General features: G+C 39.1%; 23 protein-coding genes and 1 pseudogene. 11 read left to right on the top strand and 13 right to left on the bottom strand.

Annotated features, from left to right (window positions below):
• Positions 1-56: 56 nt before the first annotated feature.
• The 4 genes from B0169_RS16380 to B0169_RS16395 all read right to left on the bottom strand — a co-directional run bounded on the left by B0169_RS16380 (position 57) and on the right by B0169_RS16395 (position 5,273).
• Entirely contained in the window at positions 57-557 is a 501-nt protein-coding gene (locus B0169_RS16380; protein WP_235838608.1) for a DUF6702 family protein, read from the bottom strand.
• Positions 547-3,006 carry a M1 family metallopeptidase gene (locus B0169_RS16385; RefSeq protein WP_077287790.1) on the bottom strand — a complete coding sequence of 820 codons (2,460 nt, stop codon included), beginning with the start codon at positions 3,004-3,006 and terminating at the stop codon, positions 547-549. The genes B0169_RS16380 and B0169_RS16385 overlap by 11 nt, the downstream gene beginning before the upstream one ends.
• A gap of 286 nt (positions 3,007-3,292) precedes the next feature.
• Positions 3,293-4,597, bottom strand: a complete 1,305-nt coding sequence (locus tag B0169_RS16390) for an ABC transporter permease (RefSeq protein ID WP_077287792.1) — start codon at positions 4,595-4,597, stop codon at positions 3,293-3,295.
• Entirely contained in the window at positions 4,587-5,273 is a 687-nt protein-coding gene (locus B0169_RS16395) for an ABC transporter ATP-binding protein (RefSeq protein WP_077287794.1), read from the bottom strand. The genes B0169_RS16390 and B0169_RS16395 overlap by 11 nt, the downstream gene beginning before the upstream one ends.
• 95 nt (positions 5,274-5,368) lie before the next feature.
• Here B0169_RS16395 and B0169_RS16400 point away from each other — a divergent pair, with 95 nt between their 5' ends.
• Positions 5,369-6,049, top strand: coding sequence for a DUF3299 domain-containing protein (locus B0169_RS16400; RefSeq protein WP_077287796.1), 681 nt, complete (start codon positions 5,369-5,371; stop codon positions 6,047-6,049).
• 71 nt (positions 6,050-6,120) lie between these two features.
• Here B0169_RS16400 and B0169_RS19565 read toward each other — a convergent pair whose 3' ends face one another.
• From B0169_RS19565 to zigA, 6 genes and pseudogenes are all read right to left on the bottom strand, one after another.
• Complete coding sequence (locus B0169_RS19565) at positions 6,121-6,564, bottom strand: acylphosphatase (RefSeq protein WP_235838609.1); 444 nt, start codon at positions 6,562-6,564, stop codon at positions 6,121-6,123.
• A 63-nt stretch (positions 6,565-6,627) separates the two neighbouring features.
• Positions 6,628-7,211 (bottom strand): annotated as a pseudogene (locus B0169_RS19575) (CobW family GTP-binding protein); the annotation flags it as partial.
• A complete protein-coding gene (locus B0169_RS16410; protein ID WP_077287798.1) occupies positions 7,159-7,395 on the bottom strand; it encodes an SEC-C metal-binding domain-containing protein in 237 nt (78 codons plus the stop codon). The pseudogene B0169_RS19575 and the gene B0169_RS16410, both read right to left, overlap by 53 nt.
• A gap of 45 nt (positions 7,396-7,440) precedes the next feature.
• The gene (locus B0169_RS16415) at positions 7,441-8,103 is read right to left on the bottom strand and encodes a ZrgA family zinc uptake protein (RefSeq protein WP_077287800.1); all 663 of its coding nucleotides are present in this window, start codon (positions 8,101-8,103) and stop codon (positions 7,441-7,443) included.
• Positions 8,104-8,117: 14 nt separating this feature from the next.
• Positions 8,118-8,798, bottom strand: a complete 681-nt coding sequence (locus B0169_RS16420; RefSeq protein ID WP_077287802.1) for a DUF1826 domain-containing protein — start codon at positions 8,796-8,798, stop codon at positions 8,118-8,120.
• Positions 8,795-10,000 carry a zinc metallochaperone GTPase ZigA gene (gene zigA / locus B0169_RS16425; protein ID WP_077287804.1) on the bottom strand — a complete coding sequence of 402 codons (1,206 nt, stop codon included), beginning with the start codon at positions 9,998-10,000 and terminating at the stop codon, positions 8,795-8,797. Before zigA ends, B0169_RS16420 begins: the two co-directional genes overlap by 4 nt.
• Before the next feature lie 372 nt (positions 10,001-10,372).
• Between zigA and B0169_RS16430 the strand changes: the two genes are divergently transcribed.
• Both B0169_RS16430 and B0169_RS16435 read left to right on the top strand, forming a co-directional pair.
• A complete protein-coding gene (locus B0169_RS16430) occupies positions 10,373-11,935 on the top strand; it encodes a methyl-accepting chemotaxis protein (RefSeq protein ID WP_077287806.1) in 1,563 nt (520 codons plus the stop codon).
• Between the two features lie 426 nt (positions 11,936-12,361).
• The gene (locus B0169_RS16435) at positions 12,362-12,862 is read left to right on the top strand and encodes a DUF3016 domain-containing protein (protein ID WP_077287808.1); all 501 of its coding nucleotides are present in this window, start codon (positions 12,362-12,364) and stop codon (positions 12,860-12,862) included.
• Between the two features lie 76 nt (positions 12,863-12,938).
• Here B0169_RS16435 and B0169_RS16440 read toward each other — a convergent pair whose 3' ends face one another.
• Both B0169_RS16440 and epmB read right to left on the bottom strand, forming a co-directional pair.
• Positions 12,939-13,235: a hypothetical protein gene (locus B0169_RS16440; protein WP_077287810.1), complete on the bottom strand. Its 297-nt coding sequence runs from the start codon at positions 13,233-13,235 to the stop codon at positions 12,939-12,941.
• Positions 13,236-13,330: 95 nt separating this feature from the next.
• A complete protein-coding gene (epmB, locus tag B0169_RS16445; RefSeq protein ID WP_077287812.1) occupies positions 13,331-14,347 on the bottom strand; it encodes an EF-P beta-lysylation protein EpmB in 1,017 nt (338 codons plus the stop codon).
• A gap of 58 nt (positions 14,348-14,405) precedes the next feature.
• Here epmB and efp point away from each other — a divergent pair, with 58 nt between their 5' ends.
• The 4 genes from efp (at position 14,406) to B0169_RS16465 (ending at position 18,098) form a co-directional block, all read left to right on the top strand.
• Positions 14,406-14,978 (top strand): elongation factor P, encoded by a 573-nt coding sequence (gene efp, locus B0169_RS16450; RefSeq protein WP_077287813.1) that lies wholly within the window; start codon positions 14,406-14,408, stop codon positions 14,976-14,978.
• 620 nt (positions 14,979-15,598) lie between these two features.
• Complete coding sequence (gene bla / locus B0169_RS16455) at positions 15,599-16,333, top strand: subclass B1 metallo-beta-lactamase (protein ID WP_077287815.1); 735 nt, start codon at positions 15,599-15,601, stop codon at positions 16,331-16,333.
• 93 nt (positions 16,334-16,426) lie between these two features.
• Complete coding sequence (locus B0169_RS16460) at positions 16,427-17,215, top strand: trypsin-like serine protease (RefSeq protein ID WP_077287817.1); 789 nt, start codon at positions 16,427-16,429, stop codon at positions 17,213-17,215.
• A 208-nt stretch (positions 17,216-17,423) separates the two neighbouring features.
• Positions 17,424-18,098, top strand: coding sequence for a hypothetical protein (locus B0169_RS16465; protein ID WP_077287819.1), 675 nt, complete (start codon positions 17,424-17,426; stop codon positions 18,096-18,098).
• A gap of 243 nt (positions 18,099-18,341) precedes the next feature.
• Here the strand turns inward: B0169_RS16465 and B0169_RS16470 are convergent, their stop codons facing one another.
• A complete protein-coding gene (locus B0169_RS16470) occupies positions 18,342-20,660 on the bottom strand; it encodes a S9 family peptidase (RefSeq protein ID WP_179143639.1) in 2,319 nt (772 codons plus the stop codon).
• Between the two features lie 162 nt (positions 20,661-20,822).
• Here B0169_RS16470 and B0169_RS16475 point away from each other — a divergent pair, with 162 nt between their 5' ends.
• The 4 genes from B0169_RS16475 (at position 20,823) to panP (ending at position 25,354) form a co-directional block, all read left to right on the top strand.
• Positions 20,823-21,764, top strand: coding sequence for an ABC transporter ATP-binding protein (locus tag B0169_RS16475; protein WP_077287820.1), 942 nt, complete (start codon positions 20,823-20,825; stop codon positions 21,762-21,764).
• Between the two features lie 4 nt (positions 21,765-21,768).
• Positions 21,769-22,542, top strand: a complete 774-nt coding sequence (locus tag B0169_RS16480) for an ABC transporter permease (protein ID WP_077287822.1) — start codon at positions 21,769-21,771, stop codon at positions 22,540-22,542.
• Positions 22,543-22,578: 36 nt separating this feature from the next.
• Positions 22,579-23,268: a tRNA (guanine(46)-N(7))-methyltransferase TrmB gene (gene trmB, locus B0169_RS16485; protein WP_077287825.1), complete on the top strand. Its 690-nt coding sequence runs from the start codon at positions 22,579-22,581 to the stop codon at positions 23,266-23,268.
• Between the two features lie 451 nt (positions 23,269-23,719).
• Positions 23,720-25,354 (top strand): pyridoxal-dependent aspartate 1-decarboxylase PanP, encoded by a 1,635-nt coding sequence (gene panP, locus B0169_RS16490; protein ID WP_077287856.1) that lies wholly within the window; start codon positions 23,720-23,722, stop codon positions 25,352-25,354.
• The last annotated feature ends 92 nt before the right edge of the window (positions 25,355-25,446 follow it).

A 25,446-nucleotide genomic window follows, 5' to 3' on the forward strand; every position in this document is an offset into this window, starting at 1 on the left:
ATTCATAACCGTTAGGTAATAAATATACGCCCATCAAATTAGGTTATATAAGAGTGCTAAAACGTCACTTCAAGTAACTCTACAGAGTCATCAAAAATCATCGTTTGTAGTTTTCCTTTGCCTTCAATATTGACGGTATTTACTTGGCTAGGCCATATTTCTTGCAGTGCATTGTGGCGAATGCTGAGCGTTTTCAATGCTGGTGGCTGGGCTGCCTCTTGGTACACCCAAAAAAATTGTCCATTGTTTTCATAGCCAATAGCAGTTAACTGTAAAGCGCTACCATCAGCAAATATTGCGAAGTGTTTGTTTATATAATTGTTAAACTGATCTTGAGTTTTTTTTGAGCCGATAATATCGGCATTTTTACCAAAAATATGTTTAACCGCATGTTCAGCGTCATGAATGCTAAAACGATGCATAACCTCGATGTTATGTGTGTTGGGGTTGAATGACACTGTGCTAATAGCCGATTTTTGCTGATGAGCAATAGCGTGTGGAGCTGCTAAAAGCAGCCCCACTATCAGCATAATAATGAAATGATTACTACTCTTCATTGTTACCTTTAGTATCCTTTTCGTCTTTCTTTAATTCTGTTTTTATATCTTGCATGATGTCTCGAGATACCTTTTGTGTAGATTTCTTCTTTTTATATGCTTGGATACGTGACGGAATAATTTGACGTGGGTAGTGGTTGTTATGCACATCTACATCTGCGGTTTCCCAACGAGGATCAACCGTGACACTGGCGAGTTCTTTATCTTTGTCAGTAATAATCAACTTGCTAACAGCCTTGGGCGTACGGCGCCAGATTTCAGCAGGAATATATTGAGTTTCTTTGCTGCCATCGGTAAATGTTAGTTCTAAAATAATCGGCATCACTAAACCGCCTTTATTAGAGAAATCTAACACGTAGTAGTTTTTGTCTTCTTTAATCGCGCGATCTAGTGTTTTACGTTCCCAAGGCTTTAGTTTCTTAAGAAATTTTTGATAGCTATTTCGCTCTTTATTCGTCACGGTAAAACGGTCGTTTTCGTCATAAAAATCAGTGATGTCTGAAAAGCGATCAACCCATAACTCTTTACCTTCAGCTTTGTTGCGCTCATCAGTTTTAGACAGTGGCTTATCCAACTCTTCTTGGCGCAGGCGGTTAAAATCAATGTCAGGGTTTTTGGTGTCTAAGCGCAATTTAGATACTTTATCTAATGAGATATCAACGTGATCTGTGCTGTAAAACCAACCGCGCCAGAACCAGTCTAAATCAACGCCAGAAGCCTCTTCCATAGTGCGGAAAAAGTCTGATGGTGTAGGGCGTTTATACTTCCAGCGCGTGGCGTATTCTTTAAATGCAAAGTCGAAAAGCTCGCGACCTAAAATGGTTTCACGCAAGATATTCAGCGCTGCAGCGGGTTTTGTGTAACCATTTGGGCCTAAACGTAAAACACTGTCTGACTGTGTCATAATAGGCACTTGAATTGACGATTTCATGTAGCCTACGATATCGCGAGGCTCTACTCCCCATGGAATGGTTGGATCCCACTCACGCCCAGCTACACCATCTAAAAAGCTGTTTAAGCCTTCATCCATCCATGTCCATTGACGTTCGTCAGAGTTAACGATCATAGGGAAATATATATGCCCAACTTCATGTATAACTACACCAATTAAAAAGCGTTTTTCTGCTTGGCTATAAGTGCGACTACCATCTTCTTGTAATTCAGTACGTGGTCCGTTAAATGTGATCATTGGATACTCCATACCGCCAACAGGGCCATTGACTGATTGCGCAACAGGGTATGGGTAATCAAATGAGAAACGCGAATAAACTTCTAAGGTATGTATGATTGATTCAGTGGAATATTTCTTCCATAAATCACCGCCTTCTTTTGGATAAAACGACATGGCCATTACCAAAGGTTGTTCTTCACCACCTTGTTGGTGGCCGCGCGCATCCCACATAAATTTACGCGATGATGCCCAGGCAAAGTCGCGAACATTTTCAGCACTAAATTTCCATGTTTTGGTTTTATTGGTACCTGCTTTTTCGTTTTCTAAGGCTTCTTCTTCGCTAACAATAAATACAATGCGCTCAGATTTTTCAGCGGCTTTTAAACGTTTACGTTGCTCAGAAGTCAGCACTTTTTTAGCATTGGTTAGCTCACCTGTAGCGCTAACAATATGATCTGCTGGTACGGTGAGTTCAACATCATAATTACCAAACTCTAGGGTAAACTCACCACGGCCAATAAATTCTTTGTTGGTCCATGCTTCATAGTCGGTATAAGCATGCAGGCGAGGGAACCACTGTGCTAAAAGGAATATGTCATTACCGCCTTTGCGGGCATCGTCGGGAAAGTGTTCGTAACCTGAACGGGCAGAAACAGCATCTTCTTCAACAATATTAAATGCGTAATCAATAGCAAATTTAACCTGTTTACCTGGCGTTAATTTGTTGCGTAAATCAATGCGCATGTTTGTGCCAACAATAACATAGTGTAACTTTTTGCCTTGGTTATCGGTGACTGACTGAATATCATAACCTACGATATTGTCATCCATGTATTGTTGACGACGAAGTGCGTCTAGGCTTAACTGTGCTGGTTTGCTAGAGGTTGCTGATGCCGTTGCTGGGCCTCTGCTGCCGATACCGCCAAAAGTTGTCGTTTTCGCCGAAAGTGAGTCATTTCTGAATTTGTTTTGATCTAATTGCACCCATAAGTACTTCAATGTATCGGGTGAATTATTGTAGTAAGTTATTTTTTGACTCGCTTCGATACGACGTTTTTCTTCATCAAGTTTGGCTTTGATTTGATAATCAACTTGTTGTTGCCAATATTTATGGCCCGGTTCACCAGCCGCATTACGGTAAACATTTGGTGTTGGCAAACTTTCATCTAATTGACGAAACTTATCAACAAAGTCACCCTTTGTTTGTTGTATCGTCGCATTTGCAGAGGCAATTGTGGTTAACGATAGCAAGGTTATTTTTATGAATTTAACTAACATGGGCTTCCTTTTGGCACATTATTACTTTTAGATTTTGTTTAACAGTTATGACAGTTTACATAACATTAACAGAGATTTTGTATATATATTTACGATTAAAGTATATTGAAATACCCAACATGTTACATTGTAACATGTTGGGTATTCAAGCAGTAATTTTACTGGCCCAATGTGTTTTATGAAATGGCACAGTAGCAGCTGATAAAAATATTGATGAAGCTGTTTGTTGCTATAAGTAAGTTACTCTGGCTTGTATTAACAAGCTCAGGGCGCAATCAATTTAGTGCTACTTTACAACGTAATGCCTTTTAGATTGCAGATAACTAACCACTGACGGAATAGTTGCAACAAGCGCTGATGCTGCGATCATCGCCATGATTAATGTTAGTGAATTAAGTGAAAATATATTTAGGCTGATTTGTAAGCTAAAATATGACGCTAAATAAGTTTGTGCGAAAAATAAACTGGCGATTAATAACGCTACGCCTAATGCGCAACTTATTATGGTAATAAACAGTGCTTCGAGTTCAATTAGCATAAACAAAAATAGTGCTGGTGCGCCAATAACTCTCAGCAGATACATTTCTCTTGAGCGCTGTTTAATGGCTGACAGCAGCATGGCGCTCACGCCTAAGCTAGCCGAAATAAAGACCAAAATAGCCACTAAAAATAGTGTGCTCTCTAAAACTCCCATTATTTGCCAAAGCTCAGATAATGCCACTCCCGGCAATATTGCCGACAAGGGCTCTTGTCTATTGTTGTTAATTTCGCGTTGGATTTTAAATGTCGACATTTTTGAATTAAGGCCTAACATAAATGCGGTAATGCTTTTTGGGGTTAATGTAGATTTTGAGCTAGGCATTGAATCAGAGGGATAATTAGCGGATAACTGAGGTGGCAAATCAGTCTTTAACTCTGATCTTTTGTCCGGTTTACTCGCATGATAAGTGTTTTTGCCACTGGCATGTATTGCTTCTATTGCTTGTAAACTTACATGCAAGGTATGATCTACAGGCGTACCCGTAGGTGCTAAAATGCCGACAACAGTAAATGGCTTATCAGCGTGCATGCTAAAACTTGTTCTACCTAAGCCATGAGCTAATAAAATTTCATCGCCTAGTTGATAACCTAACTTGACCGCAATTTGGTAACCTAATACAACATCAAAGACATTATTAAAAGCTTGTCCTTGCTGAAACAATAGCTTGTGTTTTTTGCCATAACTATAGTGTAGAAAGTAGCTTTCTGTTGTACCAAGCACTCTATAGCCTTTGTGAGAGTCACCAAGTGAGAGAGGCACCGCCCACTTTACTTGAGGATTTTCGGCCACTTTCTTGAACGACTGCCAGCTGATATTATTACTAGGGCTACCAATTTTAAAAACAGAATAGAGCAATAAATTTAAGCTACTGGTTCGGGCTCCTACAATTAAATCAACGCCAGATACGGTATTGGCAAAGTTCTGTTTTGTTTGATGCCGAACATGCTCAACACCGAGTAAAACAAAAACACTGACCGTCATTGCGATAATAGACAAAATAACGGAACCTTTGCGATCGTGTAGGCTTTTCAGAGCAAGCTTAATCAGCATTTACGGCTCCTGCTTGATTAATATCATGTAAAGATTCAACACGAGTAAAATAGCGCGATAGCGAGATATCATGACTGACAAACAAGAGTGTTGTTTGGCTGCTATCAACAATTGACATTAAAAGCGCCATAAAATCAGCGCTATTTTCTTCATCAAGTGCAGATGTTGGTTCGTCAGCTATTAACAATGCCGGTTTGTTAATGAGCGCTCGCGCAATAGCAATACGCTGTTGTTGACCAATACTTAGTTTATGTACGGGCTGTTGCCAATCTTTTTTTGGGATATTTAAGCTGTTGAGTAATGCTTTAATTTCTTCAGTGACTGACGATTTTTCTGAGGATTTTGAAAAGTAGTTTGCCAGTTGAACGTTATCGATGGCATTAAGATAGCCAATTAAATTAAACTGCTGAAAAACATACCCTATGCTGTTAGCTCTAAAGTTATCTCGTTGTCGGCTCGTCATTTCATTAAGTCGTTGGCCTAAAACCTCAATATGCCCGCTATTAACTGATAATAAGCCGTTTAAAATATTTAATAAGGTTGATTTCCCGCTGCCTGATGAGCCATGAATCAGCGTATGCTCACCTATGGGCAATGACCAAGATGGGATATCTAATACAAGCGAATCAGCTTGTTCTGGATAGCTAAATTTTAACTTAGCGAGCTCTATTATCATGCCCGGTGTACTTCCCACGTAATGAAAATTAATGTAATAGACAAATGATACAGTGTATCATTTGTCTATTAAACACATTTTTAGCATGATCTAATATGAGTAAATTAAGTGTAGTTATCTTGGTAAGTCTATTTTTACTGGCGTGTGAACGACCAGAAAAGCGTGATAGCGTGAATAAACAATATGCAGCGACAGAGAATAAAAATTCAGCTGCCGTTAAAATGCCGTTAAATGAAATAGAGGTAGTTGAACAAAAAGAAAACTCAATTTTACCAGCCTCTGCTTTTATGACCGCTGATTGGCTTGATTTACTGCCGGAAGATGATTTAAATGCATTGTCAAATCCGCCCAGTTATCTTGATGAAATAGTCGATGGCTCTGCTCAAGATCAATTAAGCAACACCTTGAAAAATGAATTAAAAAATGATGAAGGTGATCGTTATCAACAAGCCCTAACATCAACGCAAGTGAAGAGTGTTGTTAATAATGCACCGATCAAAATTCCTGCGTTTATTGTGCCCCTTGAATTTGATGATAAGCAAAATGTAACACAGTTTTTTATGGTGCCGTTTTTTGGCGCGTGCCTTCATTTACCGCCACCACCGCCTAACCAAACTATTTATGTGAATTACCCCAAAGGGCTTAAACTCGAGTCGCTTTACGACGCGTATTGGATTTCAGGTATTATAAAAACATCACTGGTTGAAAACGATACCGCAATCGCAGCTTACTCGATGGAAATGCATGCATTTGAACTTTATACTGATGAGCCGTAATTATATCGATTTACTAAACGGGCGCTTAAATTCCTGTTAATGTGTAAGCCTGCCCAAGCTTAGCTGGCGCTTTAGTTAATGCAGGCCATTAGCTGTGCTTCAACAGTATCATCCAGCTGCTTTGATATTATTTCTATACGACTTTCTTTAGTAAAGTTGAGCGCGGTTTCTGTTAGGCCATCAGCGGTAAAGTTATAGCTAAATACACCGAGCTCGGTGATAAATACTGCTTTTATTCGCTCAGCGTTTACATTACTGAAAAAACCTTTCAGTTTAGCGTAATTGAATGTTTTTTCTTCAGTAAACCGCCAGCCAACACTATTAAAGCTTGCGCCGGTATTGATTGCTTTAATAAAGCCGCATTCAGGTATCGTTAAATCAGCAGTCATTACTTCTTTAGTGGGGCGATGAGGAGATGCTGCAGGCAAGCTTAATGTCGTTGGGCCAGCTAAAATTGAAAGCTTAATATTACCTTGCTGAGCGAAAACCACATCGGCGTTGGCTTGGCCATGCACCTTTACATAGTCAATTAACCTTGTTTTGTCTTCATCTTGATATAAGTCTACTTTATTGCCAATAACGATATCAGCAATCGCAATTTGCTGATTAAAAATATCATGACTTGTGTATCGGGTGTTGTTTACGTTTCGAGCATCGACTAAGGTGATTGTTTTTGCAGTGATAGCGCCTCTTGATAATGTTTCGCAGACAGTGCTTTAATAATTTCTTTAGGGTGCCCAAGCCCCGTTGGCTCTATCAATAAGCGATCAGGTTTTGCCTGTAACAGCAGTTGATTAAGGGCTATTTGCATAGGGACACCAGCGGCGCAGCACATACAGCCACCGGGAACTTCGCGTATAAATACCCCTTGTTTTTCTGTGTACTGGCCTGAAAAAAAGCTGCCATCAACCCCTATCTCACCGAATTCATTCACTAAAATAGCCCAACGCTCATTTGAAGGTTTATTTGTTAGCAATTGTAGTATTGCCGATGTTTTACCAACCCCTAAAAAGCCAGTAATAATGTGAGTAGGCACGGCTGTAATTTTTGTCGATTTCATTCTATCTCGTTCATTATGTTTCTTTAAAAGCGCTATCTGAGTCGCAACCTTAGCCGCAACACTTTTTAAACTTTCGGCCACTATCACACGGGCAGGGATCATTACGACCTATTTTGGGTTGTGCATGCACTAATGGGCTTTGCGGTGCACAACAGCTTGCTTGGCTGCAACAGCTTTCATTATCGACTATTGGCTGATTAATGCTATCTTGATTGTTGTTTTCCATGAGTAAACCTTTTTGTATAAATGTTGATGCAGACATTGCTGAAGAATGATGTTTGATCATTTATTTTACGCTGCACTTTATTGATTGCTAAGAAAAGTCGCTTTCTTATTTTACCTTTAGCCTGATGCTTCGGTTATTCGTATCGAGCACTGAAGCACCTTGTTGGAATTCGGTAAGCCACATTACTTTTATTTGTTCAATGCCTGAAAAAAACTCAAATAGCTTAACCTTGACAGTTGATAACGTTAATGGTGTTTTACAGCGAAAATTGTACTTAGCGACCACTTCGTGATGCTTGACGTTGTCATTCATTGTGTGCTTATTTTGGTGGTCATCATGGTCATCATGGTCATCATGGTCATCATGGTCACCATGCTTATCATTATGGTTATGTGAATTAATATCTTGGAGAGTTTTTATTTGCTGGCTGTGTATGACACTTGATACATCAGTAAATTGATTGACCAATACACAGTCGCCACCAGAAAATGAAAATAGCTCATGCTGTTTTGCCAGAAGTAATTTAGCTTTATTGACAACGGTCTTATCTGATGTTGTTATCGCGCTGTGCTCAAAACCAAATAGGTTGATGGCTGGCGATCTCAGCTCAATTTCAAGTTGCTGTTTTTCGAGTGCGATGGTCAGCTCAGATACGCCATGCACATGTGCATTAAGCGAAACTGCTCCTTTGGCCAGGCATGAGGTTTGGACTAATGCGCCCAGTAGTGCAATGCATAATAGATGGCGATTGAACAAGGTACGACTCATGAGCTACACCTTAATTAGTCAGAGAGAAAATCAAGAGTGAGTAATAATCGACGCTCGCCTTCAGCGACTGGCGGTGAACGATGTACAAGCCCAGCTCCGTTGTTGTTATACCAACCTTCGCCTTTCAACAGTGCTACATCGCCTTGCGTTAGTTGATTAATATCGTTCAGGTTTTTAAACAGTCCTGATTGTTCATCAGGCTTACCTTGATGGCCAGCACCTAGTTTTTCTCTATCGATTACATCGTGGTGTAACCAGTCGGTAGCAACACCACGATATGTTGTGACTAAACGACATGGAATTTTATCTACATGGAAGCGAGGGCACATAGCACGCTCGAGCACAGAGATTCTTAGTCCTGCACCTTTTAGGTCAAACAAACAGCAAAACATATCAACGAGTAGGGCAATATCATCTCTTAGCGCCGGCTTTATCTCTGCTTCTCCAAAGGCTTCTATAAGGGTATCTTGAGTGTTTTCGGGTGTCACCGCCAATACCGTCGCTTTTGTTTTATGGCACTTTAAAAAGTCGTCAATAGCTGATCTTAGTGCTTGGGAAAGATCACGTTGCCAAGTGACAATATTGGTATTTTCTTGATAAATATCAGTTAATACATCAGGGGTGTCACCTTGCACGGCGCGATTAATTTTAATTTCTGAAAAACACTGTTCTTCTTTTCTTGCTGCACTACTCATGCGCTCTCTCCCCACTCTGGAAATGGATCATGTAATGTTCCCCAATGCCTTTGACCTTGTAGCAATTCACTTTCAGTGAGTAAGCATTGATCTAGTGCTAAAGTCATTTTCTTTTGATCAAGTTTTTGGCCAATAAACACTAATTCTTGACGCATATCACCAAAGGGCTCAGCCCATTGTTTTTTTATTTCCTCAAGTGACGCTTGCTCTGTTGGCCAATCTTTCTCGGGGATAGCTTTCCAAAACATACCAGCGAAGCCATAACGGGCTATACCGCCAGCTTGGCTCCATTGGCCGCAAAACTGTGGCCTAGACGCTAACCAAAAGTAGCCTTTTGAGCGGATAAGTTTGCCAAATTGTTCAGTGCTGTGTAGGAACTGATAAAACTTTTCAGGATGAAACGGTTTTCGCGCAACGTAATTAAAGCTGCTGATGCCATACTCTTGAGTTTCAGGAACATGTTCACCACGCATTTCTTTGAGCCAACCGGGGGCTTTTTCAGCTTGCTCAAAATCAAACAGCTGGGTATTTAATACTTCATTAATATCAATTTTTCCTGATGATATTGGTATTATTTTAGCGCGAGTATTAAGTACTTTGAGAATAGCGCTAAGGCGTTCAATGTCAGCAGGCTTAGCTAAGTCTGTTTTGCTGATCAAAAGGACATCGGCAAACTCAACTTGATCAATTAGTAAGTCGGCTACGCTTCGTTCGTCCTCGTCGCCAAGAGACTCTCCGGTATCTTGGAGATACTTTGCCTCGTCAAAGTCTTTTAAAAAATTAACCGCATCCACCACGGTAACCATAGTGTCTAAAGTAGCAATGTCTGATAATGAAGTGCCATTTTCATCTGTAAAAGTAAAAGTTTCGGCAACAGGGAGTGGCTCTGAAATGCCTGTTGATTCAATGACGAGGTTATCAAACCGACCTTCTTTCGCGAGCTTTTTAACTTCCAGTAGCAGGTCTTCACGCAGAGTACAGCAAATACAGCCATTGCTCATCTCTACTAACTTTTCGTTACTTTGATTTAGCGAAACCTCATTTTTTACGAAGGCTGCATCGATGTTTATTTCGCTCATATCGTTAACAATAACCGCAACTTTTTTTCCTTGACGGTTATTGAGAATATGACCGAGCACAGTCGTTTTTCCGGCACCTAAAAAACCAGACAGCACTGTGACAGGTAACTTTTGTTCAACCACGTTATTTCCATCTCTATTGCTTACTGTTTTATATGTTACAACATAACATTTTATTGTGGTAGATTATTTGTCATTTAATGGTTTTATGATAACTACAATGTGCAAGTTATGGGTTATGGCTGAGATATTTTAAAAGCACTTTACCAGTGCTGTAGCATGAAGAATTAACGTTAAAAGTCATTAGTTTGTTGAAATTTAGAGAAATTAACTTCTGTTATTTACAATATTTAATGCACTATTTGTGTCTGATTTTTGAGCCATATCAAGTTGTAAGCCACTAATCAGCGGTAATATTGTCGCAAGCTTGCACCCGAGCTCAGTAGTAATAGTTTATTGTTAAATAATAAGAAAAACCTTTAAGGGCAACGCCAGATGAATTTAGGCCGTACATCTAAAGAACAAACGTTTAATGAATCAGAAATATTGCTTTCCATTACTGACTTAGATAGTCATATAAAATATGCAAACGCCGAGTTTTGTAAAATTGCCGGTTATGCAAACGATGAACTTAAAGACCAACCGCATAATGTTGTTAGGCACCCAGATATGCCTAAACAAGTGTTTGCAGACTTGTGGTCAGTCATTCAGCGAGGCAAATCATGGATGGGACCAGTAAAAAATCAATGTAAAAATGGTGATTATTACTGGGTGAATGCATATGTTACTCCCATTAAAGATGATTCAGGTAATAATGTTGAGTATCAATCAGTTAGAACACAGTTAGATGGTGAGGTTAAACGCCGTGCGGAAGGTGTATATTCGCAATTAAATAAAGGTGTAACGCCACTGGCACTGAAGTATCAAATTGATCAAACACTTTGGAGCCAAATGGCTTTATTGTTATTTACGCTAGCTAGCGTAATTTTGGCCGCTACCGCCACATTAAGCTTAATGGTAACACTGCCATTTGTTTTGATTGGAGTTATTAGTTCGCTGATGTCATTAGTGTGGCGTAAAAAGTATAAAAAGGTTTTAAAAGCAGCTGATGATGTTTTTGCTAACTCGTTGATGAGCTATATTTATTCTGGTCATAATGATGCTCTTGGCACCGTTGAATTAGCCTTAGCTATGCGTAAAGCTGAAATTAATGCTGTTGTTGGTCGAGTCAGCGATGTTTCGCTTCACGCTAGTGAAAGTGCATTAACTGCTGCTGATAAAAGTAATCAAGTATCGCAAAGGTTAAATGAACAACGTAATGAGTCAGAGCAAATCGCAACAGCAGTTAATCAAATGACGAGTACCGTACAAGATTTAGCTAAAACGATCACATCGACAGCCGAGTCGGCAGAGCATGGACAAGCCTTAACTCAAGTCGGTCAAGAAACCATTGCTGCCTCAGTCAAGGCTATTCATGACTTATCTCTGCAGTTGGCGGAAGTGGATAATATGATCACTAAACTATCTAATGGTAGTAAGTCGATAGATACCGTTTTATCGGAAATTAGTAGTATTGCTGATCAAACAAATTTATTGGCGTTAAATGCGGCTATTGAAGCGGCAAGAGCTGGTGAACAAGGAAGAGGTTTTGCTGTTGTTGCTGAAGAAGTCAGGGCATTAGCATTGAGAACTCAACAATCAACAGAAGAAATTCGAAACTTACTGACCCAGTTACAAATTGATTCCGATAACGCTGTCGAGTCTATGCATAAAGGTAATGTGCTGTCAGCGAGTTGTGTATCACTTTCCAGTGAAGCTGGAGAGTCACTGCATACTATACATAATGAGGTGACCGCAATTTCAGACGCAACGTCTCAAATTGCGGCAGCGGTAGAACAGCAATCAGTGGTCACCGAGCAAGTAAGTCAAAATATCGAGCGAATTAATGAACTGACAATTTTATGTGATGAAAATAGCCAAGAATCAAGTACATTGTCATCAAATTTACTGGATATAATTTCAGGTCAAGAGCCGTTAATTGCTCAGTTTAGGCGCTAATAAAGTGCTAGTATCGATAAAGTAGTCTGCTTTTGCAGGTTTTTTTTTTCGGAATTTCATTATTGAATAAGTTATTTTTTAGCGGCTATTATTTGAAAGCAAAATTTCCGTAGTACATTATGTAACCTGAACTCACTTCTCTGATTGTTTCAGGTCTACTATACTAAAATAACCTGAATTCTGGATAAGCAGCACTTGCTCAATCCCCAATTTTAAGCCACTATCTGCGTTAACACGTCGATAAATAGCTCGTTATGCATCAACGTTTTGCCTTGGAAATGGCATAAAATGAAGCATTGATGGTGTCTGTTAGTGATGCTCACCCTGCTATAGCATTTACTTTGCCACCTAAGCTTATGACTCACTTGAATATCAAGCACTCATTATCCAGGGTTCAGGTTAAAATAAGCCAAAGAGGATAATGTAATGAAACAATCAATAATGCATTTAATAACGGCGCTTATGATATTAGTACCGTTTACTGATATCCAAGCCGCAGAGGTTGAAGTTAAGTGGTCAAATTCAGACAAATATTCCGACATGGATGCCGGTGAAGAACATCGAAAACATTTTAAAGAAAGAACATTTAAATCTTTTGAAAAGCACTTTGCTGATCTGGCAGCGACATTGCCTGAACAGCAAAAGCTTATCGTCGATATTACTGACGTAGATTTAGCTGGCGATGTTAATTTTGGCGGTATGAAGCGTATTCGTGTGGTTAAGAGTATCTATTTTCCACGTATTGATTTTAGTTATCAATTGCTTAATGCTGATAATACTGTGGTTAAAAGTAAAGAGGTTTCCTTGAAAGATATGGGCTTCATATCCCACACCAGCTTAAGGTATCGAAACGAGACATTAAGTTACGAGAAAGAAATGCTTGATGATTGGTTTAAGCAAACGTTTGCTGAGAATATTATCAAATAGCTTATTACTATTATTTGACATCTTACCTAAGAAAAACGCAGCTTATAGCTGCGTTTTTTATCAACACTAATCGCTGTTAGCTTTGTTCAAACTTGGCTAAAACAGTAAATAATTGTTCAATTTTTTTTACGATGTTAATCAATGTTTGTTGATCTGAGGTTTTTTGCCAAAAAATTAAGTCATTAGCCACTTCTTCAACATAAGGCTGAAAAGTATTTGCCGTACATTTAAAGCCCGCATCTGCAGTAAATATAGCTGCAAAGCTTGCTTGCTTGGCTTCACGTAATGTGGCTAACGTAGCGTCTGCTGCTAGTGACTTTTTCAATATGATTGAAATATTATCGATTAATTGTTTGTGTACTGCTTCGCTCATAATAGCTCGTATTCGTTTGGTCTGTTTAATAACGCTATTATGCCAAATTGATTTGGCTTTTGTTAGCTATTCTATAACATTTTATTGCCATCTTATTATGGCAAATTTATCGGTGTTTTACTGGCTTCTCCGGCAATTTCTCTGACAAGTTTTGGCATTAAAAAACCGGGTAAAATAGCCATAAGTTCAGTTACTATTTTTTTGGCTTCTGCTTCGGCTATATCGAAATGAGCTACGCCTTGCACCTTATCAAATAGGTGCAAGTAATAAGGCTGTATGCCACTATCAAACAGCTGTTCACTCAATTCGGCTAAAGTGGTTGCGCTGTCATTAACTCCTTTTAATAAAACACTTTGATTAAATAGTGGCACTCTTGCCGCACGCAAAGGTTCTATGGCATCAATGACGCTTTTATCAATTTCATTAGCATGATTGATATGAAAAACGATCGTGGGCTTAAGACGTGAAGTGCTTAAGGTGTTAACTAACGCCGGTGTTATGCGCTGTGGAATAACAATGGGTAAACGGGTGTGAATACGTAATCGTTTAACGTGACTGACCTGCTCAATTTCATTAATTAACCACTGTAAATGATCATCACTGGCCATTAATGGGTCGCCGCCACTGAAAATAACCTCGTTAATTTCAGTGTGGCTTTGAATATAATTCAGCGCCTGCTGCCAACGAGTTTTATTTGGACTATTGTCAGCATAAGGAAAATGACGGCGAAAACAGTATCGACAGTTAATAGCACAGCCGGTTTTTACCATCATTAGCACTCGATGTTTATATTTGTGTAGCAAGCCAGGAGCAACGGTGTCGTGTTCTTCGAGCGGATCTTCTACGTAGCCCTCTGTAATTGAAAACTCGATATCTAACGGCATCACTTGTTTTAGAATAGGGTCGTTAATATCGCCTTTTTTAATGCGAGACAATAAAGGTCGTGGTACACGTACAGGAAATAATTTGCGGGCAGCAAAGTGCTGTTGATAGTTTTCTGGTGGAATATCGAGCAACTCAACTAAGGTTTTTGGATCTGTAATAACATTTGCTAATTCTTTTTGCCAAGAAGTGTGCAATTTATCGTTGATTTGGGTTATTATTTGCGGCATTTCTATATTCAATTTTTAACCTTTACGTGTACTACGTGAACGAGCGAGCATAATAATTATGGCTAATTTTAGCACTAACCAGTTCAAAGCTGGACTTAAATTAATGATTGATGGTGAACCTTGTAACATTATCGATAATGAAATCGTAAAACCAGGTAAAGGGCAAGCATTCAACCGTATTAAAATTCGTAAGTTGATCTCAGGTAAGGTACTAGAAAAAACTTACAAGTCAGGTGAAAGTGTTGAAGGTGCCGATGTAATGGATTCTGAGCTTGGCTATTTATATGCTGATGGCGAATTTTGGCATTTTATGAACAATGAAACATTTGAGCAAGTGGCGGCAGATGAAAAAGCCGTTGGTGATGTAGCTAAATGGCTAGCTGAAGGTGATGTTTGTACTATTACTTTTTGGGATGGTAACCCTATCTCGGTCGATCCACCTAACTTTGTTGAATTAGAAATTACAGAAACTGACCCAGGCCTAAAAGGCGATACGGCTGGTACGGGTGGCAAGCCAGCTACGCTAGTTACTGGTGCTGTTGTACGTGTGCCATTATTTGTACAAATAGGTGACGTGGTTAAAGTTGATACTCGTACCGGTGAATATGTCTCACGTGCTGGTAAGTCTTAAGTTTTAGGTAGGTATTGTATCTAGCTTAATAAGAAGCCTGCATTCGCAGGCTTTTTTATGTACAGGATGTACGGTATAACGCGGGTGCATGGATGCACAAGAGCGTATATGTACAGGATGTACGGTATAACGCGAATGTAGCCATGTACGTGAATGAATGTAAATAACCTCTAACTGTGTGGCATACGATATTAGCTGATTGATGTTTGCCTGCGATAGCGTAAATTCAATCGATATCATTTTAATATTTTAAAGCTTCCTTGTCTTTTATAGAAAACAAGTGATTGGCTGATTTGCTTTGCTTTGCTTTGCTTTGCTTAAATCAATCCAAGATGTCGTCATGTTAATCTGTATTCCGGCGCCAATCAGCCGGTGTAATATGTTTGTTTTGAAGCTGCCTTAATTGCCTATGCCTAAAAAGATAGGTGAACATGTTGCTTTGACTTAGAAAATCGCCGATTTTTTATCACAGGGGGGCTGTTATCGACTTAATTTTTTTGGGGAACAAACGCTGAGGTAAAAATAATTAAGGCAATCCAGCGTGGCTCTTGTTACTGTATTTAAACATATTAACCAACCATTTTATTGCCTCTTAGCGAGGTGTTAGAGGCGCTTCGAACATGAGATATATCTTCACTGTTTTCCTGTTATTTTCTGCCGTTGTCTCAGCAACGAATGGGCAACTAAAAATTATCCAATTAACTGATAATGTTTATCAGCATATATCTTATCAAAACATTAAACCTTGGGGCCTCGTTGGGGCATCAGGTTTAATTGTTATCGATGGTAATAATGCTCATATTATAGATACTCCTTGGACGTCAAATGATACTGTAGCTTTAATCAAATGGATAAAAGCAAAAAAACTGACGCTTAAAAGCAGTGTTGTTACTCATTTTCATGAGGATGCCAGTGGTGGTATAGAGCTGCTTAATCACTTGAATATAAGAACCTATGCAACGCCTAAAACTAATCACTTGCTTAAGCGCAAGGGTAGGGAGCAATCTAGTCATGACATTTCCCGTAATACTTTTGAATTAGTCAAAGGTACTATTGAAATATTTTACCCAGGGGCCGGTCATACAGCAGATAATGTGGTGGTTTGGCTACCCCAAAGTAATACTTTATTTGCTGGCTGTTTTGTAAAAAGTAAACAAAGTAAAAGTTTAGGTAATATAGAAGATGCGTCAGTGGAAGATTGGCCTTTGTCCATTCAAAAGGTTATTAATAAATATCCTAGTATAGAAATCGTTGTTCCTGGACATGGTAAGGTAGGCGATATAAGTTTGCTAAAACATACTGAGCAACTTGCTTTAGATGCCAGTGCCTCTAATGAAAAGTTAATCAAAAAGTAACTTTAGTTAAAACTCCCGGGTTGTAAATTTTAGTCAACAATGACTTGGCATATAGTACTGTATTCGCCAACCATTAATGCACATGGATGTCATATGAAATTTTTATTGTTTTTAGCGTTTATTTTATCGTCGATTTCCAGTCAAGCTGTTGTAAAAAGGCATGATATTCCTGCTGAAAACTATATGGTAGAAAAAACGCCTGAATACTTAGTCGATATGCCACACGAAGGTCATGGAGTGCTTATTAATGCACAATGGATTGTAACGGTAGCGCACACTATTTTTTATGATTATGTTGGTCAGGAGATCGTTGTCGGCTCAGCTCCTTATAAAATTGAAAGTGTTCATATTCACCCTGATTACGTTCAGCCCAATGACAATTTACTTAAAGGTGACTTAGCGCCTTTGATGAATTTTTTTAAATCTAGAAGTGATATTGCCTTAATTAAATTAACTTCAGCTGTTAGCGGTGTAGAGCCGATAGGTATTTACCAAGGTGAAAGTGAGAAAGGCCAAATAATCACAGTTTATGGCAAGGGAGCTACTGGTAATGGCTTAACTGGTGAAGATCTTGATACTAAAGCACTTCGTGTCATGCACAAGTTTCAAAACGTTATTGAGAGCGCTGAAGGCAATTGGTTAGCATTTACTTTTAACCCACCAGCAGAGGCATTATCACTTGAAGGCATGAATGGTTCAGGTGACAGTGGTGGTGCTTCTGTTATATTTCAAGAGGGTATCCCTTTTCTTGTCGGTTTATCAAGTTGGCAATTAGGGCATGGTGATATATCTACCTTTAAAGGTGGCTTATATGGTACAACCGCTTATCAAGTTAGGGTGTCGAATTATCAAGACTGGATACTTAAGGTATTGGCGCGCTAAATAGGGGTAAGCAAGCATTATGCATAGCTACTGATTTAATGAGTGTTTTCCCGTGACATTGAGTATTTTGCCATGACATGAGGAGGTTAATAATTATTGCCTGTAGCGCTATTGCCTAGCAAGGCATTGTTCAATAAGTAAAGTTTAATAGCGGCTAATGCACAACGACGTGCTTCATCATAAGGTGTTCGTTTTACAAGGAGGTTAAGTGTCAAAATTTAGATTATCTGTATTATATTTTACGGGTGCAATGTTGTTGCTAAGTGGCTTCACTCAGCGGCATGCTTTAGCATGTGAGTTTATCGAGTATTCCAATTATCTTGAAATTTCACCTAATGTTTTTGCGCACGCCTCTTTCACTTCTGACCAAAAAGAAAAGCTACTTGCTACTATTAATTTAGCTAAATTTAGGGTGAATAATACCTTTGGCTCTATGGTCTCTGCTCCTAAAGTTGTCGTTGCAAGTAATGTTGAAGAAGCTGCAAATTTTGGTTCAAACGCTTATGGAACGGCTTTGCTAACGCCACTTGGTCAATGTATTGTTTTTGGCCCCAAAGGACAAAACATTGATGTTATTGCTCACGAATATGTGCATGCAGAGGTCCACTTTAGAATGGGCTGGTTACATCATTTGTTAAATATTCCTACTTGGTTCAACGAGGGAATTGCATTGTTGGTTGATTTTAGAAAGCCCTACTTACTCGAAAATATAAACTTGACCCTAAAAGATATTGAATCTGTTAGGGTAAGCAGGTTCGACTTTTCTATCAGTAGCTATCAAGCTTCAAGGGTTTTAGTTGAAGATATTGATAAAACTAAGCTCTATCAAGGCTTAGAGAAAATCAAGCAAGGGCAAGATATACATAGTGTATTTGCACTGTAATAACCAAAAACTAAAACAATAAGAGTGATCACTAGCAGCTTGCTTGATTTTACTTCACTATATTTCAGCAAGCTATACCAATGCCCTAACAGGGCTTATTAACTTAAATCAAGTAGTGGCTAATTAGAAAATGGCATTAATGATACCGTTATTAATGCCATTATTGTTTTCACTAGGTGAATAAAGTGTATTGCTAAGCTTTATATGCACCAGACCTGTCCGGTGCATGTTAGTTGTAGAAGCTTACTTTAAATGCTCATTAAAATAATTGGTCATCATGGTTTTCAGATGTAAGGTGGTTCCTTCACCTTCACGTATGCCGTGGCTGCGATTTGGATATGACATAAAATCAAATTGGCGGTTATGTTCTATCAGTTCATTAATTAATCTTTCCGTACCTTGGTAGTGTACGTTGTCGTCACCGGTTCCATGAACAAGCAACAACTTACCCTGTAGGTTTTTAGCATGTGTGATCGGCGAACCTTGTTCATAGCCCTCTGCGTAATCGCTAAGTAATCCAGAATAACGCTCTTGATAAATACTATCGTATAGGCGTTGATCCGCCACGGGCGCTAACGATATGCCAACTTTGTATAATTCAGGGTAACGAAATAGCATATTCAAGGTCATTGAGCCGCCCCCTGAGTGACCCCAAATTCCAACACGGTCGCTATCAATATATGACCAGCGCTCTGTCATCGCTTTTAATGCGTCTGCTTGATCACGTGATGATAATATACCGACAGCGCCGTAAATTGACTTGCGCCATGCTCTGCCTTTAGGTGCAGGCGTGCCGCGATTATCAATTGAGGCAACAATAAAGCCTTGCTCGGTTAACATTTGATCCCATAAGTAAGCATTACCGCGCCATTTGTCTTGTGCTGTTTGTCCGGCGGGCTCACCGTAAACATAAAATATAATGGGGTATTTTTTACTGGCATCAAAGTCAGCTGGGCGCATGATGTAACCGTCAAGCACCACGCCATCTTGTGCTGTTACTTGAAAGAACTCATGTTCAGGCTTTGCTAGTGCAGCTAATTGTTTATTCAGCTTTTCGTTGGTCATTAATTGATGCTTTGGCTGGTGTTCGGCAACTTTAATCAATTGTTTTTGAGTTGGTTGAGCAAAGCTTGAAAATGAATGTATTGCCCACTGGCCGTCAGATGACATTTGATAGCGGTTTGAACCGGCATACTCATTCGGTGTTATGCGTTGATTCGATAAGGTGCCATCAAGCTTACTACGGTATAAGTAACGTTGTGCGACGTTATCAGGCGAAGCGATAAAGTATATCCAACCATTTTTTTCATCAATGGCTTTAACGTCGATAATATCAAAAGCGCCATCGGTTAAATTTACTATGTTGCTACCATCGCGTGATATTTTGTAGATATGACGCCAACCGTTGCGTTCACTTTTCCAGATAAAGTCAGTGCCGTTTTCTAGCCATTTAGCGTCATCATAAAAGTCGAGAAAGTTTTCTTCTTGTTCGGTTAGTATCAGCTCAACATCACCGTTTTTTATCTCGGTAAGGTAGAGCTTGTTGGTGTCTTGTTTACGATTAACGTGTTGAATTAATACTTGCTTAGAATTTCCAGACCAGTTCATACGCGGCACATACATTTCACGCGAATTATTCGGTAACTTGGCCCAAGTGGTTTTAGCATTGCTGACATTAACAATACCAATTTTTGCTAAGGCATTCTCTTCGCCTACTTTAGGGTAAGGAAACTTCGTTAATGTTGGATAAAGTTCATCAGTATTGTTGATCATGATGAAGTCTTTGCTGCCACGGGTATCTAACTGCCAGTAAGCAATGCTTTTGCCGTTAGGGCTCCAACGAAAACCATCACGAATTGAAAACTCTTCTTCGTAAACCCAATCAAATAAACCATTAATAATACCGTTACCAGCATCAGAGGTAAGTTGCTTAATGTGATGATTTGCTAGTGTTTCAACATAAATGTTATTGTCGGTTACGTAAGCAACTTTGCTGCCATCAGGCGAGAACTTGGCAAACATTAAGCTACTATCTTTAACGTCTTTACCACCTAATTGACTCAATTGATTATTTTTTATATTTAAAAGCCAGTAATCACCGCGGCTATTTGAACGCCAAACCTTTTTACTGTTGGTATAAATGAGTAGCTTCGTACGATCATCTGACCAAAGATAATTGTCGATTGATAAAGCTTGGTTTTGACCGCTTGGCATAAGTTGCTCTGCAGAAATGAGTACTTGGCGAGCTAAGGTATTTGGATCGTAGAAAACAATATCTTTGCCAATACTTTCTACTTTTTCAGTATCATCGTTACTGTCTTTATCCGTTTGCTTAGTTTTTTCAGACTTTTCAATAGCGGTGTAACCACTACCATCAGCAAGCCAACGAATTTGACCTAGCCATTGGGCGCTAAATTCATCATCTTTATAGATACGTTCAAGGGTTAAAGGCATGTGGTTTAGGCTTTGAGTTGGCACTTGCTCAGACGTACTCTGACAAGCAATTAATGAGACTGAAATGGCGGTTAATGCACACCATCGCGACAGCTTAGTTATCAACATTGTTTATCCTTAATTTTTTTCTTTACTTTAAATTGTATACAATGTTAAGGCAAATGCATTCATCGTAACTTTTTGTTGCTTCATCATTATTACGTGCACTATACGTTGAAAATAACTAACTTGCCCCCACGTTAAAGGCACGCAATTTTTTTGAGGTTCGCTATGCTACCAGCACTAGAAATATCAGGATTAACGAAAACCTATAAAGGTGGTTTTCAAGCACTTAAAGGCATTGACCTTACCGTTAAGCAGGGAGATTTTTTTGCTTTGCTTGGCCCTAATGGTGCGGGTAAGTCGACAACCATTGGTATTATTACATCGCTTGTCAATAAAACTGCCGGTAGTGTTGCTGTTTTTGGTCATGATATTGATCAAGCGCTTGAAGCCGCAAAAAGTTTTATCGGTTTAGTACCACAAGAGTTTAATTTTAATCAGTTTGAGTCCTTGATGAAAATACTGGTCAATCAGGCTGGCTATTATGGGGTTGAACGTAAGATTGCAGTGCAACGTGCTGAAAAATATTTAAAGCAGCTCGACTTATGGGAAAAGCGAAATGACGCTGCCCGTATGCTTTCTGGCGGTATGAAACGCCGTTTAATGATTGCTAGAGCGTTAATGCATGAACCTAAAATGCTTATTCTTGATGAGCCAACAGCGGGTGTTGATATTGAACTTCGTCGTTCAATGTGGGGTTTTTTACGTGAGCTTAATGAGCAGGGTATTACCATTATTTTAACCACGCATTATTTAGAAGAAGCCGAAATGCTTTGTCGTAATATTGCCATTATCGACTCAGGCATTATTGTTGAAAATACCGATATGAAATCGTTGTTAGCAAAACTTGATGTCGAAACCTTTGTTTTTGATTTAAAGCCTAATAGCGCACCTAAAGTATTAGAAAACTTGAGCTCTAGGGTTATTGATGATCATACCTTAGAGGTTGACCTAAATAAGAGCCAAACTCTTAACGCCATTTTTACCGAGCTTAATGCACAAGGTATTGAAGTGTTGAGTATGCGAAATAAAAGTAACCGCCTTGAAGAGCTATTTGTTAGCTTAGTCGGTAGTGGGCAAGCAGCTGTTGATAGCGCAGTTAAGGAATAAAATAATGGCATCATCTAGAAATATTATTGCACTGAAAAGTATTTTGCATAAAGAAATTCACCGTTTTATGCGCATTTGGGTCCAAACATTAGTGCCACCAGCGATTACGATTAGTTTATATTTTGTTATTTTTGGCTCATTAATCGGTTCACGTATTGGTGAAATGGGCGGCTTTGATTACATGTCGTTTATTGTCCCAGGTTTGATCATGATGAGTGTCATTACGAATTCATATTCTAACGTTGCTTCGTCATTTTTTAGTGCTAAATGGCAACGGAATGTTGAAGAAATGCTAGTAGCCCCTGTGCCTAACTGGGTTATTGTAGCTGGTTATGTGGGCGGCGGTATGGCACGAGGAATGCTCGTTGGTAGTATAGTCACCATTGTTGCGATGTTTTTTGTTGATATACAAATTCATAATATTTGGGTCATTATTACTACTGTCGCTCTGACTTCTGCTACCTTTGCTTTAGGTGGATTAATTAATGCTATTTTTGCCGGCAGCTTTGATGATATATCAATAATTCCAACTTTTATTTTGACGCCATTAACTTATTTGGGGGGCGTTTTCTATTCAATTAGTTTGTTACCTGAATTTTGGCAGGGTGTGTCGCAAATCAATCCTATTGTTTATATGGTTAATGCTTTTAGATACGGATTTTTAGGTATATCTGACGTGAGTTTAACCCTGTCATTTGCGGTGCTAGGCGTTTTTATTGTCAGTTTATATACCATAGCTATGGTGTTGATTACGAAAGGTATCGGCTTAAGAAGCTAACTTGCTAGTGTAGTGTAATTTATAGGTAAATAGGTAATGACCGAGACAGAAATAACGGGCGATTCGAAAGCGATTGTCACCAATCAACCGGGTGTACATGAAAAGCTGGTTGAAATTGTTAAGAAACATGTGGCACATCCGTCGCAAAAACCAATTCAAGCGCATACTCAACAAGCCTTTGATGAGATTAATGCCATTGTCCAGGCGTTTGCGGGCGATATTATTTTAGATTCATGTTGTGGTGTCGGCCAAAGTACTCGGTTATTAGCAAAACAAAACCCAACGGCGTTAGTGATAGGGGTAGATAAATCAGCGCATAGAATTAACCGTAATGTTGATGAAGTTGAGCATGAGAATGGTAAAGGCAAAGTAGAGAATTATCACTTAGTGCGTGCTGACTTAAATGATTTTTATCGTCTTGTCGTTGCTGCTAACTGGCAGGTAACTAAGCATTATATTTTATACCCTAATCCTTGGCCTAAAGCTAAGCATATACAAAGGCGCTGGCACGGCAGTGCGGTTTTTCCACAAATTATTGCCGTTGGGCAAGAAATTATTTTACGTAGTAATTGGCTACTTTATTTAGAAGAGTTTCAGTTGGCGGCAGATGTTTTAGCTTTTAAAGGCGAAATATCAACGGTAAATGTTACTCAGCCATTAACACCGTTTGAGGCAAAGTTTCATGCCAGTGGCCAGCAATGTTGGCAGCTTCATATCATTAAATAATGGTGCACAGTTGCTTACATGGACAGTTTGGTTAAATTTGTATAAATACAAAAAAATTGGCTAAATCAACAATTATTTAGCGTTTTTTTACAAGCTGGTAACATTATAAAACAAAGTCTAATGCTATTTTTTTATTATATTTCAGTCGCTTGCGATTTTGGCTTGAAAGTTGATATAACCTAAGTACATTAATTGTAATTTAGGATGAATAACATGACTAACAATATTAAAAAAACAGTACTTATGATGGCATTAAGCAGCTTAGCAATTATTGAACTTGGTTTAGTTTATGCCGCAACGTTACTTGGTTAAATTAAGTTAACTTTCCGTTAAAATTTGTGTAAAAGCTCAACTTTAGTGGAAATAACGAGACATTTGGCTCATTTTTTATTACAGTGCCGCACTTGTATAAATCAACTTGCTTAGGCAAGTCGTGAATAGTGAAGTAAGTATGACGCTGAGTAAACGCGCGGCAAAAGTATCTGAAGAGTCTTTACATCGCATTTTTACCATTCCTGTTGCACCTGATTCCACATTAGGCCGAATAGAGAATGAGATATCACAAAACTTAGCAGGCTTTCTTGGTGCGCATATCGCAGCCACAGAGCAAGCATTAAGCGAAATCGAAAAAGATTTTGCTAATTCCTTGATCCCTGAAGAGCCGGCTTTTGTTTCAGATCATATGCACCACTTACTTGATAAGCTGGTCTCTCAGTCAGTACACACTTCTAGCCCAAACTTTATAGGTCATATGACCTCAGCATTACCCTATTTTATTTTACCGCTGTCAAAGTTGATGGTTGGTCTAAATCAAAACTTAGTAAAAATTGAAACCTCTAAAGCGTTTACTCCGATGGAACGCCAAGTTTTAGGTATGATGCACCGTTTGGTTTATCAAGATGATGAACCTTACTATCAACAATGGATGCATAGCGCTAATCATTCTTTAGGGGCATTTTGTTCAGGCGGCACCATCGCCAATTTAACGGCACTTTGGGTGGCTCGTAATAACTTGTTAAAGCCGGATGGCGAATTCAAAGGCGTAGCTCGTGAGGGCTTATATAGAGCACTTAAGCATTACCAGTATGATGGCTTAGCTATTTTAGTATCCGCACGTGGTCATTACTCACTGAAAAAATCTGCTGATGTATTAGGCATAGGGCAAGACAGTGTTATTGCCATTCCAACCGATGAAAATAATAAAATCGATTGCCAACTACTAAAGGCAAAATGCCAACAGTTAGCTGACGAAAATATTCGTGTATTAAGTATTGTTGGAGTTGCCGGTACCACTGAAACCGGTAACATTGATCCGCTTGAACAAATGGCTGACATTGCCCAGCATTACGGAGCACACTTTCATGTGGATGCTGCGTGGGGCGGAGCAACCTTACTCTCGAAAAAATACCGCCCAATGCTTAAAGGCATTGAACTAGCAGATTCAGTTACTATAGATGCACACAAACAAATGTATGTGCCTATGGGGGCTGGCTTAGTGGTTTTTAAGAATCCGGCATCTGTTGCCGCTATTGAGCACCATGCAGAATATATTTTACGTAAGGGCTCGAAAGATTTAGGTAGTCATACTTTAGAAGGCTCTCGTCCAGGCATGGCAATGTTGGTTTATGCAGCATTACATGTGATTAGTCGCCCTGGTTACGAAATGTTGATTAATAGTAGTATTGAAAAAGCGCATTATTTTGCTGAGTTGATTAATCAACATGCTGATTTTGAATTGATCACTGAGCCTGAGTTATGTTTGCTGACTTATCGTTATAACCCAGCAAGTGTACAAGCTTTGTTAGCTAATGCTGATAATGAACAGCAAGAAGTGATAAATGTGCTGTTGGACAAACTCACTAAATTTATTCAAAAACGTCAGCGTGAGAATGGTAAATCTTTTGTCTCACGCACGCGTATCGAAGTGAAAAGGTATCAAGGACGTAAAACCTTAGTTTTTCGTGTGGTATTAGCGAATCCGTTAACGTCAAAAACGATTTTACAAGATGTCTTAGCTGAGCAAATGCAACTAGCGTTGGAGAGTGAAACCTTCTTACCTAAATTATTATCTATGGCAAAACCGTAATATACCGAATGTGCTGTTACGGCTAAAGTATAACGTAACTGAGCGTATCAATAAAAAAGCGACGATCACTAGAAATAAAGTTCTACGAGATG

This window comes from Cognaticolwellia aestuarii (genome assembly GCF_002000025.1).
GTDB classification, from domain to species: Bacteria; Pseudomonadota; Gammaproteobacteria; order Enterobacterales; family Alteromonadaceae; genus Cognaticolwellia; species Cognaticolwellia aestuarii.

Bases quoted from the DNA above. Each gene is read 5' to 3' on its own strand.
- B0169_RS16430 (WP_077287806.1), top strand. From the start codon at position 10,373: ATGAATTTAGGCCGTACATCTAAAGAACAAACGTTTAATGAATCAGAA.
- B0169_RS16400 (WP_077287796.1), top strand. From the start codon at position 5,369: ATGAGTAAATTAAGTGTAGTTATCTTGGTAAGTCTATTTTTACTGGCG.
- B0169_RS16380 (WP_235838608.1), bottom strand. From the start codon at position 557: ATGAAGAGTAGTAATCATTTCATTATTATGCTGATAGTGGGGCTGCTT.
- B0169_RS16390 (WP_077287792.1), bottom strand. From the start codon at position 4,597: ATGCTGATTAAGCTTGCTCTGAAAAGCCTACACGATCGCAAAGGTTCC.
- B0169_RS16410 (WP_077287798.1), bottom strand. From the start codon at position 7,395: ATGATCAAACATCATTCTTCAGCAATGTCTGCATCAACATTTATACAA.
- trmB (WP_077287825.1), top strand. From the start codon at position 22,579: ATGACCGAGACAGAAATAACGGGCGATTCGAAAGCGATTGTCACCAAT.
- B0169_RS16480 (WP_077287822.1), top strand. From the start codon at position 21,769: ATGGCATCATCTAGAAATATTATTGCACTGAAAAGTATTTTGCATAAA.
- efp (WP_077287813.1), top strand. From the start codon at position 14,406: ATGGCTAATTTTAGCACTAACCAGTTCAAAGCTGGACTTAAATTAATG.
- B0169_RS16415 (WP_077287800.1), bottom strand. From the start codon at position 8,103: ATGAGTCGTACCTTGTTCAATCGCCATCTATTATGCATTGCACTACTG.
- B0169_RS16420 (WP_077287802.1), bottom strand. From the start codon at position 8,798: ATGAGTAGTGCAGCAAGAAAAGAAGAACAGTGTTTTTCAGAAATTAAA.
- B0169_RS16475 (WP_077287820.1), top strand. From the start codon at position 20,823: ATGCTACCAGCACTAGAAATATCAGGATTAACGAAAACCTATAAAGGT.
- B0169_RS16470 (WP_179143639.1), bottom strand. From the start codon at position 20,660: ATGTTGATAACTAAGCTGTCGCGATGGTGTGCATTAACCGCCATTTCA.
- bla (WP_077287815.1), top strand. From the start codon at position 15,599: ATGAGATATATCTTCACTGTTTTCCTGTTATTTTCTGCCGTTGTCTCA.
- B0169_RS16460 (WP_077287817.1), top strand. From the start codon at position 16,427: ATGAAATTTTTATTGTTTTTAGCGTTTATTTTATCGTCGATTTCCAGT.
- B0169_RS16395 (WP_077287794.1), bottom strand. From the start codon at position 5,273: ATGATAATAGAGCTCGCTAAGTTAAAATTTAGCTATCCAGAACAAGCT.
- B0169_RS16385 (WP_077287790.1), bottom strand. From the start codon at position 3,006: ATGTTAGTTAAATTCATAAAAATAACCTTGCTATCGTTAACCACAATT.
- B0169_RS16435 (WP_077287808.1), top strand. From the start codon at position 12,362: ATGAAACAATCAATAATGCATTTAATAACGGCGCTTATGATATTAGTA.
- B0169_RS16440 (WP_077287810.1), bottom strand. From the start codon at position 13,235: ATGAGCGAAGCAGTACACAAACAATTAATCGATAATATTTCAATCATA.
- panP (WP_077287856.1), top strand. From the start codon at position 23,720: ATGACGCTGAGTAAACGCGCGGCAAAAGTATCTGAAGAGTCTTTACAT.
- epmB (WP_077287812.1), bottom strand. From the start codon at position 14,347: ATGCCGCAAATAATAACCCAAATCAACGATAAATTGCACACTTCTTGG.